General features: G+C 38.9%; 10 protein-coding genes, 1 pseudogene and 1 riboswitch. Of the genes and pseudogenes, 6 read left to right on the top strand and 5 right to left on the bottom strand.

Annotated features, from left to right (window positions below):
* Positions 1 to 75: 75 nt before the first annotated feature.
* On the bottom strand, positions 76 to 3,084 hold the full coding sequence (rne, locus tag QUE09_RS09545; protein ID WP_286232536.1) for a ribonuclease E: 3,009 nt from the start codon (positions 3,082 to 3,084) through the stop codon (positions 76 to 78).
* Between the two features lie 577 nt (positions 3,085 to 3,661).
* Here rne and rluC point away from each other — a divergent pair.
* Positions 3,662 to 4,624: a 23S rRNA pseudouridine(955/2504/2580) synthase RluC gene (gene rluC / locus QUE09_RS09540; RefSeq protein ID WP_286232535.1), complete on the top strand. Its 963-nt coding sequence runs from the start codon at positions 3,662 to 3,664 to the stop codon at positions 4,622 to 4,624.
* Positions 4,621 to 5,268, top strand: a complete 648-nt coding sequence (locus QUE09_RS09535; RefSeq protein ID WP_286232533.1) for an HAD family hydrolase — start codon at positions 4,621 to 4,623, stop codon at positions 5,266 to 5,268. The genes rluC and QUE09_RS09535 overlap by 4 nt, the downstream gene beginning before the upstream one ends.
* A gap of 22 nt (positions 5,269 to 5,290) precedes the next feature.
* Here the strand turns inward: QUE09_RS09535 and QUE09_RS09530 are convergent, their stop codons facing one another.
* Both QUE09_RS09530 and gloB read right to left on the bottom strand, forming a co-directional pair.
* The gene (locus tag QUE09_RS09530; RefSeq protein WP_286232532.1) at positions 5,291 to 6,922 is read right to left on the bottom strand and encodes a LysM peptidoglycan-binding domain-containing protein; all 1,632 of its coding nucleotides are present in this window, start codon (positions 6,920 to 6,922) and stop codon (positions 5,291 to 5,293) included.
* Positions 6,923 to 6,998: 76 nt separating this feature from the next.
* Positions 6,999 to 7,808, bottom strand: coding sequence for a hydroxyacylglutathione hydrolase (gene gloB, locus QUE09_RS09525; RefSeq protein ID WP_286232531.1), 810 nt, complete (start codon positions 7,806 to 7,808; stop codon positions 6,999 to 7,001).
* A 120-nt stretch (positions 7,809 to 7,928) separates the two neighbouring features.
* Between gloB and QUE09_RS09520 the strand changes: the two genes are divergently transcribed.
* Positions 7,929 to 8,681: a class I SAM-dependent methyltransferase gene (locus tag QUE09_RS09520; RefSeq protein WP_286232530.1), complete on the top strand. Its 753-nt coding sequence runs from the start codon at positions 7,929 to 7,931 to the stop codon at positions 8,679 to 8,681.
* 21 nt (positions 8,682 to 8,702) lie between these two features.
* Positions 8,703 to 9,461, top strand: a complete 759-nt coding sequence (locus QUE09_RS09515; protein WP_286232529.1) for a Nif3-like dinuclear metal center hexameric protein — start codon at positions 8,703 to 8,705, stop codon at positions 9,459 to 9,461.
* A 42-nt stretch (positions 9,462 to 9,503) separates the two neighbouring features.
* Here QUE09_RS09515 and QUE09_RS09510 read toward each other — a convergent pair whose 3' ends face one another.
* On the bottom strand, positions 9,504 to 10,259 hold the full coding sequence (locus QUE09_RS09510; protein WP_286232528.1) for an ElyC/SanA/YdcF family protein: 756 nt from the start codon (positions 10,257 to 10,259) through the stop codon (positions 9,504 to 9,506).
* 181 nt (positions 10,260 to 10,440) lie between these two features.
* A riboswitch (Lysine riboswitch) is annotated at positions 10,441 to 10,625 on the top strand.
* A gap of 147 nt (positions 10,626 to 10,772) precedes the next feature.
* On the opposite strand from QUE09_RS09510, the gene lysC reads away from it, so the two are divergent.
* On the top strand, positions 10,773 to 12,125 hold the full coding sequence (gene lysC, locus QUE09_RS09505) for a lysine-sensitive aspartokinase 3 (RefSeq protein ID WP_286232527.1): 1,353 nt from the start codon (positions 10,773 to 10,775) through the stop codon (positions 12,123 to 12,125).
* A gap of 52 nt (positions 12,126 to 12,177) precedes the next feature.
* Here the strand turns inward: lysC and queC are convergent.
* Positions 12,178 to 12,858, bottom strand: a pseudogene (gene queC / locus QUE09_RS09500) (7-cyano-7-deazaguanine synthase QueC); the annotation flags it as partial.
* Positions 12,859 to 12,925: 67 nt separating this feature from the next.
* On the opposite strand from queC, the gene queE reads away from it, so the two are divergent.
* Positions 12,926 to 13,600 (top strand): 7-carboxy-7-deazaguanine synthase QueE, encoded by a 675-nt coding sequence (gene queE, locus QUE09_RS09495; RefSeq protein ID WP_286232526.1) that lies wholly within the window; start codon positions 12,926 to 12,928, stop codon positions 13,598 to 13,600.
* Positions 13,601 to 13,648: the final 48 nt, after the last annotated feature.

The raw sequence follows: 13,648 nt of genomic DNA, 5'->3' as shown, positions 1-13,648 counted from the left end.
AAGAAGCGCTTCTGCTTGCTATCGCTAAAAAAAAGGCCAGCATATTGCTGGCCTTTTAATATGACGTAATACGTATTACGCTGGTTTTACCGGACCAGACTGGCTTTGATTTGTCGCATGAGCACGTAAAGCTGACCTTCCTGAAGAGGCTACTTTCACACGGTCTTCACTATTAATAAACGCTGTTGGAATTTGACCAACGTTATGGTTTGTTAATGGTTTAAACATCTCTGCAAAAGCATGTCCTTTTATACGCTTACCACTGCTGTTTTCTTTAGCGTTTGTATTTAACGGTGACGCTTGTTTTACAATCTCTTGAATAACAGGCTCAACCTTATCAGCTTCCTGGTTATCCGTTACATTTTCTACTGTTTCACTAACCACCTCGACAGTAGTTTGGTTATCAGCTGGCTTTTCGCTAGATTCAGAAGCTGGTTGTTTCGCTTCTTTTACCGTCTCATTTGTAGGAGTAGAAACTTCCGTATCTTGGTTACTATCTGTAACTTTGTTTATTGAAGGTTCCACCGTTGTCGACGTTTCAACACTTTCTTGTGCTTCATCTTTTTGTAGCGGTTGTTCAACACTTTCATCCGTTACTTCATTTGATGTTGTCTCTGCTTGCGCTGAGTTTTCCGAAACAACAGGTGCTACCGGTTGTACTTCGGTTGCACTATTGGTTGAGGAAACGTCATTATTATCTTGAGCTACTGGTGTAGCTTCATTTGCTGGCTCTAAAGGCAAGTCCTGTTGAATTTCAACGTTTTTATTGTCTTGCGCAACCGCTTCTGGATATCGGGCTTCTACTGGATCAAGTGTTGGCTCGTTATTAACTTGCTCATTATTACTGTTTTGGCGTCTACGTTGGCCGTGAGAGCGTAAATGCCTTGGAGAACGTCTATTTCTAGTACGTTCTTCTTTGCCTTTTTTTGCATTTACGTCTTCAGTAGATGTTTCAGTTGTCGCAATTTCTTGAGCATTTGTAGCATCTTTAGTTAAATTTTCTTTAACTTTCGGTGTCGTTTCTTGTGCTTTTGATGGTTTTTTCGACGCATTTGCAGGTGACTTTTTAGTGTCTGCCTTTTCCGCGTTATTTGTTTGATCAGCTACACGTACCTTTTTGCGTACATTACGACGTTGCCTCTTCTCTGCAATTTTTTCTTCTTTAGGCTTTTGGTTTTTAGCCTGTTGGGGTTTTTTATGTTGCTTAAGCGGCTTATCTTTTTGATCTACTACCGGTTTCTCATTACGTCTATCAGCACGTTTTTCATGGCCGCGCTGATTTTTATTTCGTTGGTTTCTGTTACGTTGACCACCTCGACGTTCATAATCACGTTTGCCGTTTTGTCGTTGCGGCTTCTTATTACTTTCTTTAGTAACTTCTTCATTAGAAAATAATGATGAAAGCCATTTACCTATTGCAGCAAATAAACCTGTTTGTGCTTTTGGTTTTTCGCTTGTCTTCTTGTGATTAACTGGCGCTTGTTTAGGTGCACTCATACCTTGTAATAAAGGTTCATCTTTTTGCGTGCTCTTTGTATCAAACTTAGGCATAACGGCCAACTCAGGTTTGGCTTCTATGACTGCAGTTTGATAACTTGCTTCAGCAATACTCTCATCTTGTCTGACGCGCAACACTTCATATTGTGGTGTGTCTAAATGTGGATTAGGAATAATTAACACGCGGACACTGTGATGTTTTTCAACATGCATAACAGAACGGCGTTTTTCATTGAGCAAATACGTTGCAACAGGTACGGGCACTTGTGCTTGAACTTGCTGAGTATTATCTTTAATTGCTTCCTCTTCCATTAAACGTAAAACAGATAAGGCTAAAGATTCGACACCGCGAACATGACCAGTACCATTACATCGTGGACATACACCTTGGCTTGTTTCGCCGATTGAGGGGCGTAAACGTTGTCTCGACATCTCCAATAGGCCAAAACGAGAAATTCTGCCTAATTGAATACGTGCTCGGTCAGATTTAACTGCGTCGCGCATGCGATTTTCAACTTCACGTTGGTGACGTACAGGGGTCATATCAATAAAGTCGATAACAACAAGACCACCTAAATCACGTAGGCGTAATTGACGCGCAATTTCATCGGCTGCTTCTAAGTTGGTATTAAAAGCTGTTTCTTCAATATCTCCGCCTTTAGTTGCGCGAGCAGAGTTAATATCAATCGATGTCATTGCTTCTGTCGGGTCGATTACGATCGAGCCACCAGAAGGCAACCTAACTTCACGCTGGAATGCAGACTCTATTTGCGTTTCTATTTGATAATGCGTGAATAAAGGTACATCGTTTGTATAGAGTTTAACTTTACTAATAAAGTCTGGACGAACTACTTCAATATGATTGCGAACGCTTTCGAATGTTTTCGGGCGATCAATTAAAATTTCACCAATATCTCTACGTAAATAATCACGAATCGCACGTAAAATAACATTTGATTCCTGGTGGATTAGAAAGGGGGCTGGGCGAGATGCAGCTGCTTCTTCAATCGCTTTCCAGTGATGAAGTAAAACACTTAAATCCCACTCTAACTCTTCATAATCTTTACCAACACCAGCTGTACGAACAATAAGACCCATGCCTTTAGGCAGGTCAAGTTTGCTCAGTGATGCTTTTAGGTCTGACCGTTCATCGCCTTCAATGCGTCTCGAAATACCACCCGCACGAGGGTTATTGGGCATTAAAACTAAGTAACTGCCAGCTAAAGAAATAAACGTTGTTAAGGCTGCGCCTTTTTGTCCGCGTTCTTCTTTATCTATTTGAACGATTACTTCTTGTCCTTCCTTGAGTACATCTTTTATATTTGGACGACCTTGGAAGGTGTAACCGCTAGGAAAATATTCACGGGCAATTTCTTTCATCGGCAGGAAGCCGTGACGCTCTGCACCATAATCAACAAATGCAGCTTCTAATGAAGGTTCAATACGAGTGATTTTTGCTTTATAGATATTGGCCTTTTTTTGTTCGTGACCTGGACTTTCAATATCCAAATCATATAGTTGTTGGCCATCAACTAGTGCTACACGCAATTCTTCCGATTGTGTAGCGTTGATTAACATTCTTTTCATAGTTTCTGTGACTCATTTATATTAGTCACAGCACACCATGTGCTTAGTACACAAAGCAATCTTTCGCTTATGTAACAGCAGCTTGTCAGCCTCACGGGTGTCAATCTTATTACGCCAAAACTACGTAGTAAGCTGTTATTGTATTCCTGATTGTTGCTCAGTAACGCTTATTTGAAGCACTACTAAAAATTCTGTCTTTATGTGCTCAGCTTGTGTGCTGTGCTCAGTTAAATCGCTAATTAACCTTTATTTCTTTAGGTGTCATATATATTCGAGAATATAGCGATAATAACAATTGTTTAATTACTGCAATTTGCTCTGGACATTTTTTTATGTACGTGTTGACAGGATTCTCAAGTCAATCTCTACAATTAGCCGTTCAGTTAATAATTCATTTTGCGATTATTAAAGTAGCCATTCAATGCCTCTTACGATTCGCTAAAAGCAAGTTTTTTGCCTGTTGCATGTTCAAATATAGCGCAACTTTTCTATTATCCCACTTTTTATTAGAAAAAGGCAATTAAATCGTCAGTTTATTTACGCGATTATTCTATATTTTATGATAAACTTGCGCATTATGAACGATATTACAAAACCACAAGTTCGATTTATTACTGTAGATGTTGAAGATGCAGGTCAAAGAATCGATAACTTTTTATTAAAGACCCTTAAAGGGGTACCTAAAAGCATGATATATCGTCTTCTAAGAAAAGGCGAAATTCGTGTTAACAAAAAACGCACTAAACCCGATTACAAGTTAAATGATGAAGATGTACTTCGTATTGCACCAATTCGTGTTTCAGAGAAGTCTGCCCCCGTTTCTACTCAGTTAAATGTAGTTGCAAACCTAGAAAAGCAAATTTTGTTTGAAGATGATAGGTTACTAGTGATCAATAAGCCCTCAGGTATGGCTGTTCATGGTGGCAGCGGGGTAAATTTTGGCGTGATCGAGGCATTACGGGCATTAAGACCTGATGCACGGATGCTTGAACTTGTGCATCGTCTTGATAGAGATACTTCAGGGTGCTTAGTTGTCGCTAAAAAGCGTTCTGCGTTAAGAAACTTACATGAGCAACTTCGTCATAAAAAAGTTCAAAAATTTTATCATGCATTGGTAAAAGGTCGATGGTCATCAAAATTAACACGGGTAACAGAAGGCCTCAAAAAGAACGATTTGAAATCAGGTGAGCGGATTGTTGTTGTCGATAACATTAACGGCAAAGAGTCAGAAACCCGTTTTAAAGTTTTGCAATACTTTAAAGATGCGACCTTAGTGCGTGCGTTTCCTGTTACAGGGAGAACACATCAGATAAGGGTACATTGTCAAACAAAAGGTCATCCTATTGCAGGTGATAATAAATATGGACACCCTGAATTTGACGCACAAATGAAGTCATTAGGGTTAAAACGTCTTTTTTTACATGCTGCGAGTATTGAATTTACCCACCCATTAACAGAAAAACGGGTAAAAATAGAAGCGCCGCTAGAGAAATCTTTAGAAATACTACTGACGAAATTAACCGCAGAGAAACCATCATGAAACAATACCAACTGGTAATTTTTGATTGGGATGGAACATTAATGGATTCTATCGCGCGTATTATTTCTTCGGTTCAACAATTGGCAATGAGTGAAAACCTTGCGTTGCCAAATGAAGACGCGATAAAAGGAATAATTGGTCTAAGTTTAGATGAAGCATTAACAACGTTATTTCCTAATGCCGATAGCCATGATGTAGAACAACTTAAACGGGGTTATAAAAAGCACTATGTTGACCTTGATCCTACTCCTGCACCAATATATGACTATGCTCACCAACTGCTATCAGGGTTAAAAAATCGAGGCAAGTTTCTCGCTGTAGCAACAGGAAAAGCTCGAGAAGGACTTCATCGTGTTTGGCAAGAAGCTGCGCTCTGTGATTATTTCGACAGTTCGAGATGTGGTTGCGAATGTACTTCTAAGCCGCATCCAGACATGATCGAGCAGTTACTTGAAGAGTTTAATATTGCACCTGAGAACGCAGTTATGATTGGTGATTCTATTCTTGATATGGAAATGGCCAAAAGAGCCGGTGTAGATAGCATCGGGGTAACACATGGCGTGCATGAACGAGAAAAACTAAGTCTATATTCTCCCACAGCCATCGTTAATTCGCTTCAAGAAATAGAAGAACTCATAAATTAAAAGCACCCTAAGGTGCTTTTAATTAAATCGCTTTAGTAACATCTACCGACAGTTTTATTTTTTGGCCTGGTTGTAAATATTTTTTGCGGCTAAGGTTATTCCAACGCTCAATTTCTCTAATGGTGACGTTAAACTTATTTGCAATTCGCGCAAATGAATCACCTTTACGTACTCTATAGGTAATATTTCTTACGATTGGGTTTGATGATGGAGAGTTAGCGTAAGCAACTTTCGCTTTACGCCAAATAACCAGTTTTTGACCTATCCTGAGCGAGTCGCGCGGTGCCATGCCATTCCACTTCGCAAGTTTACGATAGTTAACACCGTAAGCACGGCTCAAGTCCCAAAACGTATCACCGGCTTTAACGATATGGGTAATTTTCTCTGAGCCTCTCGGTTTATTTTGTTTTTTCGCTAAACGTTGGTCACTTGATAAGATATATTTATCAAGTGACTTAGCTGCAACAGGTATTAATAAATGCTTACCTTCACGAATTTGCGTGCCGCGTATATTATTAATTTGTTTAATAACACTAATATCTGTATTGAAGCGTTTCGCAATTATGCCAAGGCTATCGCCACGTTTAATTTTATATCGTTGCCAAGCAAGTCGTTCTTTGGTCGAAAGTTTACTTAAACCTGATTTGAATGCGTCGACTTTATTGTTTGGTAATACTAAATAATGTGGACCATTTGGATCAGTTGCCCATCGATTAAACCCTGGATTTAAATGCTGTAACTCTTTTAAGGATAATTTTGCAAGTTCAGCAGCTTTTGCTAAATCAATCTGAGAACCAATATCAATGGCTGATATTACAGGTTCATCTGCAATAGCATAAAAGGAAACATTAAACGCTTTAGGGCGTTTTACGAGATCAGCAAGTGCAAGTAACTTTGGTACGTAAGCACGAGTTTCTCTGGGTAAATCAAGTGACCAAAAGTCAGTTGGCTTGTTTTTTCTTTTATTGGTTCTAATCGCTCGTTGAACACGACCTTCACCTGAATTGTATGCCGCTAATGCATGCATCCAGTTACCATCAAAGAATTTATGTAAATATTTTAAATATTTAATAGCACCTTTAGTTGATGCAACAACATCACGTCGACCGTCGTACCACCAATTTTGTTTCATACCAAAGCGCGTACCAGTACCAGGTACAAATTGCCACATGCCAGATGCTCTGCCGTGGGAGTATGCAAATGGATCAAAGGCACTTTCTACAATAGGTAACAGTGCGATATCCATAGGAATACCTGATGCCTCTATCTCTTGAACGATAAAGTGCATAAATGGTTCGGCTCTTTTTGCTACGCGATCTAAATATGACTGATGTTTAGCGTACCAATTACGTTGTACAATAACGCGTTTGTTTTGTGGTATGTCAAAGACAAGTTGGTTCCGTATGCGTTGCCAAATACCATCATTAATGATGGCACTATCGTTTAATGGAATATTGACATCAGCAACTGGATGAATAACGTCTGCTGTTTCGTCTGCCAAGAGCGCATGACTAACGTCTTCAGGTGAGGCAAGCTTATTAGCAATGTGCGCAGGGAGCTGATTTTTTTGTGCTAGTGTACTGTTGTTACCACTGATTGATTGGCAACCCGTTAGCATCACTAGTGCAGATATAGATAAACTTAAATACTTCATGAAAGCCTTTTTTCTAATTCGTTAAGCTAAGTGTCACTTATTTCAATGTGTTATTCAATAACGTTGCCGCTATTGTTTAGAATTTGTCTTTTAAAGTACGAATTGTTGTAAAGACAGACAATTCATCTTGATGTTTAATTTGCGCATACTCATCTGCACTGTGACGTATTTCATCCTGTTGACATCGAAGAAAAGGGTTTATTGCTAATTCTTGTTTAATCGTAGAAGGTAAAGTGATCATATCTTGTTCTCTCATTTTCACCACTTTATTGTAGTAATTAACTAATTCAGTATTGCTTGGTTCAATTGTTAGCGCAAAATTAACATTAGCAAGGGTATATTCATGAGTGCAATACACGCGCGTATTTTCTGGCAATGAGGCTAAATACTTCAATGAGTTGAGCATTTGTTTAGGTGTGCCCTCAAATAAGCGGCCGCAACCAGCTGAAAATAACGTATCTCCGCAAAATAACATGGTATTATTGAAATAAGCGACATGTTCCAGTGTATGTCCGGGTAGTGCGATTACCTTTAATCGTAAAGATAGTGTGTTGATTTCAATGGTATCATCATTATTTACAAAGTGAGTAATGCTGGGGATTTTGTCATGTTTTGGTCCAAATACGTCGACATTCCAATGTTTCTGCGCTGAATATTCGATTAATTCGTCAATGCCACCAACATGATCAGGGTGGTGGTGAGTAATAAGAATGGCGTCTAATTCAAGATTGTTTCGTTCAATATAATCAATACAGACCGAGGCATCGCCAGGATCGACTAACACTAATTTAGAAAACCCAGCGATATGAAGTGCCCATATATAATTGTCAGTAAATGCTTTTATTGCATTAACTTGTATGGCAAGGGGGTGTTGAGACTGTGACATAACAAACCTTAAGTGATAACATTCTAACCTGGTAATTGTATCTATTATTTACTATGAAGAACACTATAATAGTGTGAGAGTAAATATCCATTATTCACGTTTTATTGGCATTTATAATCTATGAAACCTGCACTTTCGTTCAGACAGCCACATTCTCCCTCATCATGGGAAAAGTTACCAAACGGGAAACTCATTGTTGAAGCCATTGATACAGTACTAGCACCTTGGTGGCCTAAATTTTTTGGCTATCATTTATTAAAAATAGGAGCCCTTAGCCATAACATAGATACAACCGCATCGGCTATACAACATCAAGTGACAATATCAGATCATAAACAACACGCAGACATATATGCTGAAACTGATGATTTACCTATTTTAGAGCATAGTGTCGATGTATGTTTACTAAGTCATGTTTTGGAATTTACACTAGACCCACACCACGTGATCCGAGAGGCAAACAGAGTATTAATTCCTAACGGATACCTCGTTATTACTGGCTATAATGCGTTTAGTTTGGCAGGCTTAAATAGTTTTGTGCCATATCGACGGCAGCAACCACCGTGGAATGAACGTTTTTTTTCACCAATGCGGGTTAAAGACTGGCTACATTTAATGGGATACGAAATTCTGAGTGATGAGCGTTGTTTGCATTCAATGTTAGCGTCTAATATCAGCCATAACTTTGTCGCAAGACATTGGTGTCAATTTACACAACGATTTCTACCGGGGCTTGGCTCTATCTATGTTATTGTCGCCAAAAAACGTGTGTTGCCGTTAACACCAATAAAACCTCGATGGAAGCTAAAACCAAAGCTAGCACCCATTAATGTTTCTTCCATGCATTCAAAAACAAAGCCAATTGAAAAATAATACACAGAGTTGAGAACATCTATGAAAACCGTTGAATTTGAACACTATTTGAATACATTATTAAAACCGGAGCAAATTAAAGATTTTTGTCCTAATGGATTACAAGTGCAAGGAAAAGATAGCATTAATAAAGTTATTACCGGCGTTACTGCGACACAAGCACTAATTGAACGCGCTATCGATGAAAACGCAGATGCAATTGTTGTTCACCATGGCTATTTTTGGAAAAATGAATCCTACGTTATTCGTGGCATGAAACACCAAAGAATTAAGGCGCTATTGATGAATGATATTAATTTGTTTGCCTATCATTTGCCACTTGATATTCATCCAGAGATCGGAAACAACGCACAACTTGCGTCAATATTAGGTATTGACACAACAGGACCTTTAGAAGATGGCAATCCTTTAAGTGTATCTTTACAAGGGCAATTAAAAATAGCGCAATCAGGCGAACAATTTGCTCATTTGATTAGCGAAAAACTTGCTAGAACCTGTTTACATATTGCTCCAGAAAATAATAAAAAAATCAAAACCGTTGCGTGGTGCACTGGTGGTGGTCAAAACTACATTGAATTAGCTGCTGAACAGGGAATAGATGCTTTTATTAGTGGCGAGATATCGGAACAAACAACTCATGTGGCCAAAGAAATGAATATCCATTACTTTGCAGCCGGTCATCATGCAACAGAGAGGTATGGAGCTAAAGCACTTGCTAAAAAAGTAGTATCAGATCTTTCACTTGATGCAACGTTTATTGATATTGATAACCCCGCTTAATAAAAAAGGGGCGCTAATTTTGCGCCCTTGACTAATTTACTGTTAACTCGAAATAAACTGAACAATTCTGCCCATAGTTTCATACCAGGCATGTGATGTTTGTTTTAGGCTTTCAACTTTAGGCACATAATAAGACCAGTTCTTTTCTTGTTCGAGACCTTTTACCCAAGGACTTGCTGGCGCCGGGATTACTTCAACGCCTTGTAATTTAAAGTAGGTTACACTGCGCGGCATATGGTCAGCGTTTGTGACTAACACAACTTGCTTGCCTTTAACCCTCGGTGCTATTAATTCTGATTCTTCTTTTGTATCTTTTGGAAAACTTTCAACATATATTTTTTTACTTGGTACACCAAAACTCATCAATGCACGTTTTACCATAACTGCATTTGGTGTTGGATCTCCTAACGCTGCCCCAGAGGTTATAAATTGTGCTTCAGGGTGTAGCTTCGAAATGCGAAAACCTTCTACCATTCGTTGTAATGAACATGGTTTTAATTGCGATGTAGGAGGTAGCTTAGCATCGGTTGTGTGACCACAGCCGAGTATCACAATATAATCAATAGGCGTATGGTGCTTTTCGAAGGCGGGGTAGCTTTCTTCTATCGGAGCCATTAATCGATCGCTCACCCAAGGGGTCGATAACACGACTAAAAGTAGTAATGCTGATATTGCAGCTCTATAACTCCATTTACGTGATGAGCTCCATAATATCGCAGCAGTAACTAATAGTAATATACTGATACTCATTGGCATAAGTAAAAAACCGACTAACTTTTTAAGAAAAAACAAATCCATAGATAAAAGCCTATATAACCCAATAAAATTGATACAGAAAACGCTTATAGCATATCAAGTTAACGAGACATTTTGTATGGCAGATCAGTAAAGAGTATTTTTATTAAAAGAGGCTTGTAATTTAATTTCATATAACGTTTAATAGCGCTATCTCAAAATTAGAATATTTGCTCAATTTTGATGATCCAGAAGAGGTGCGATAGCCAGGTAGTTAACTCTAGGAACCACATTCCAATGAGAGTTAATGAGGGGGACTATCGCCGAGGACTTATTTTTAGTGGAAAAATAATGTTCGGTTACTAAGGTTGAATCCTTAGGGCTGTCACCTCTGTTGCAAAACAGATGGGGTGGAGGGCTTCTGGCTGATAGAAAAGCTGTATCTTCACACTTGTTCTTCTCAGTCATGCTCTTCCTAATGTATTAATTGCCAAGAATTTGGCCAATGGGGAGACCTTTTAACATGTTACTTTTAACAATTTATACTAATACTTTTCAATGCGTTGAGGTGTCAATATGACGTCATTAACGGTAGCTAAGTTTGGCGGTACAAGTGTCGCTGATTATGCAGCAATGTTACGTTGTGCTCAGATTATTAAAAATAATCCTGACAATAAGCTCGTTGTAGTGTCAGCAAGTGCTGGTGTTACGAATTATTTAGTACGTTTATCACAAGCGAATGTACCTGAAAGTGAGCAGCGAGAAATTATTGAAAGTATTGCTAACATTCAGTTTAACATCACACAATACCTTACTGAACAAACGATTATTGATCGAGAAATTTCAGTGTTACTTGATGAGTTAGCTGCTTATGCAAGCGCTAACGCTTTAAACCATAGTGCTCGTATTTCTGATGCCATATTGTCATTTGGTGAGCAAATGAGTTCGCGTATCTTTGCAATGGTATTGCGTTCTATTGGTGTACCTGGCCAGTATTTTGATGTACGACAAGTCATGAAAACCAATGACTTGTATGGACAGGCAGTCGTTAACATTGAAAAGTTACAACAAAACGCAACAACAATCTTAGCGCCACAATTGAGTACTAACGTTCTAGTAACACAGGGCTTTATCGGCCAAAATGATGCTGAATATACTACTACATTGGGTCGAGGTGGATCTGATTATAGTGCTGCACTTCTTGCGGAAGCATTGAATGCAGATAATCTCGCTATTTGGACTGATGTTGTCGGTATTTTTACCACCGATCCTCGTATTACCGATCAAGCACGTTCTATTAAAGAAATTAGCTTTGGTGAAGCAGCAGAAATGGCGACATTTGGTGCAAAAATATTGCATCCAGCCACGTTAATACCTGCTATGCGTAAAAATATTCCAGTGTTTGTTGGCTCCAGTAAAGAGCCTGAAAAGGGAGGAACTCGTATTCAGCAGTCAGTGGCATCCAAGCCGACTTATCGTTCTATCGCATTACGACGAGAGCAAACACTGGTTACGGTTAAAAGCCCAGCAATGCTGCATGCAAGTGGTTTTCTAGCCAAGGTTTTTACGGTACTAGCAAAACATGAATTGAGTGTCGATTTAATCACGACAAGTGAAATTAGTGTGGCAATGACTTTTGATAATCCAACGGGGTCTACGCAAGCGCTATTAAACTCTACCGTTGTTGAAGAGTTAGAACAGTTGTGTGAAGTAACGGTTGAACATGGCTTATCGTTAGTTGCCGTTGTTGGTAACAATATCCATAAAACAAATGGTGTAGGTACTGATATTTTTGACGCTTTATCGGGTGTAAACGTGCGTATGATTTGTCAAGGTGCGAGTGAACATAATCTATGCTTTTTAGTTGATGAGCAACAAGCTAATTTAGCCGTAGAACAATTACATACGAGTCTTTTTAACGTGGCTTAATTTATACAGCGCCGACGGTTTAGTCGGCGCTGTAGCTAAGTAGATAGGATACTTAGCTAATCTCATAGGCTAAAGGGTCGACGGCTTTATTTTCACTGAAGGCTTCAAGTCGTTCTTGGCAAGCCCCACATTTTCCACAGGCTTTTTCTCTACCGTTATAACAAGTCCATGTTTGGCTGTAATCGAGTCCCATGGCTAATCCATCGGTAAGAATAGCCGTTTTACTGACAGTCAAATAAGGGCTGTATATTTCTACTGCTTCATAATTTGCAATTTGGCAGACGTCATTCATTTTTTGTACAAATTCGGGGCGGCAATCTGGGTAAATAGCATGATCACCAGAGTGAGCACCATAATATACTTGGCTTGCGCCGACAGATACAGCATATCCAACAGCTAAAGAGAGTAAAATCATATTACGATTAGGCACTACTGTTGATTTCATCGAAGACTCTTCATAGTGACCTTCAGGAATGTCAATATCGTCTGTCAATGATGAACCTGCTAGCAATTGGTTGATTGCTGAGATGTCGATAATTTTGTGAGCAATGCCCAGAGAAGAACAAACATTTGCTGCGCAATCTAGCTCTTTAATATGACGTTGACCATAGTTAAAAGACAGCGCGTAAACTTCTTTACCGTCTTGCACGGCTTTATTTAATACAGTAAATGAATCCATCCCGCCTGAATAAATTACTACGACTTTATTACTCATATTTGTTCTCACTAGGGTATAATAGAAATCCTGCGCATTTTACTTGAATTCGTTTAACCATTAAATAGGCAATCTGCAAAGCAACATGAGCGTTACATATAAAATCAATGAATTATTTGAAACTATCCAAGGTGAAGGTAGTTTTACCGGGCAACCTTCAATTTTTTTAAGAATCCAAGGGTGTCCTGTTGGATGTGCTTGGTGCGATACAAAACATACCTGGGATATTGAGGTTGTCGATCAAGTTACGCCAAACGAAATGGTAAATAAGCAGGAAGAGTCAAAAGCTTGGGCGAACCTGTCTGAACAAGATATTTTAGAGATATTCTCACAACAAGGTTTTAATGCGCGTCATGTTGTTATTACTGGTGGTGAACCATGTATGGTTGATTTAACACCACTTTGTAAGCTTTTAGAATCAAAAGGTTATTCTACACAAATTGAAACCTCTGGAACCTTTGAAATTAAAACCACGGAAAGTTGCTGGGTAACGGTTTCACCAAAAATTAATATGAAGGGTGGATACCCGGTATTAAAAAGTGCATTAGATCGCGCCAATGAAATTAAACACCCAGTGGCAACAGATGCGCATGTCATGGATTTAAAGGCGTTACTTTCACAACATAACATTGTTGATAAACCCATTTATTTGCAACCAATCAGCCAAAAGCAGCGTGCAACTGAATTAGCAATAAACACCTGTATTGAGAATAATTGGCGCTTATCAATTCAAGTACATAAATATATTGGTATCGAGTAAACCCAATAAAGTCATGTTAGCTTCGTATCATTGCGCTGTGTTTATTAG

The organism is Thalassotalea sediminis, from assembly GCF_030295915.1.
Lineage (GTDB): Bacteria > Pseudomonadota > Gammaproteobacteria > Enterobacterales > Alteromonadaceae > Thalassotalea_C > Thalassotalea_C sediminis.
The sequence above is the reverse complement of the archived record's forward strand: the minus strand, read 5'-3'. Positions and strand labels throughout refer to the sequence as shown.

Coding starts and splice junctions, on each gene's coding strand:
- rne (WP_286232536.1), bottom strand. CDS start 3,084: ATGAAAAGAATGTTAATCAACGCTACACAATCGGAAGAATTGCGTGTA.
- QUE09_RS09535 (WP_286232533.1), top strand. CDS start 4,621: ATGAAACAATACCAACTGGTAATTTTTGATTGGGATGGAACATTAATG.
- lysC (WP_286232527.1), top strand. CDS start 10,773: ATGACGTCATTAACGGTAGCTAAGTTTGGCGGTACAAGTGTCGCTGAT.
- QUE09_RS09515 (WP_286232529.1), top strand. CDS start 8,703: ATGAAAACCGTTGAATTTGAACACTATTTGAATACATTATTAAAACCG.
- queE (WP_286232526.1), top strand. CDS start 12,926: ATGAGCGTTACATATAAAATCAATGAATTATTTGAAACTATCCAAGGT.
- QUE09_RS09520 (WP_286232530.1), top strand. CDS start 7,929: ATGAAACCTGCACTTTCGTTCAGACAGCCACATTCTCCCTCATCATGG.
- gloB (WP_286232531.1), bottom strand. CDS start 7,808: ATGTCACAGTCTCAACACCCCCTTGCCATACAAGTTAATGCAATAAAA.
- QUE09_RS09530 (WP_286232532.1), bottom strand. CDS start 6,922: ATGAAGTATTTAAGTTTATCTATATCTGCACTAGTGATGCTAACGGGT.
- rluC (WP_286232535.1), top strand. CDS start 3,662: ATGAACGATATTACAAAACCACAAGTTCGATTTATTACTGTAGATGTT.
- QUE09_RS09510 (WP_286232528.1), bottom strand. CDS start 10,259: ATGGATTTGTTTTTTCTTAAAAAGTTAGTCGGTTTTTTACTTATGCCA.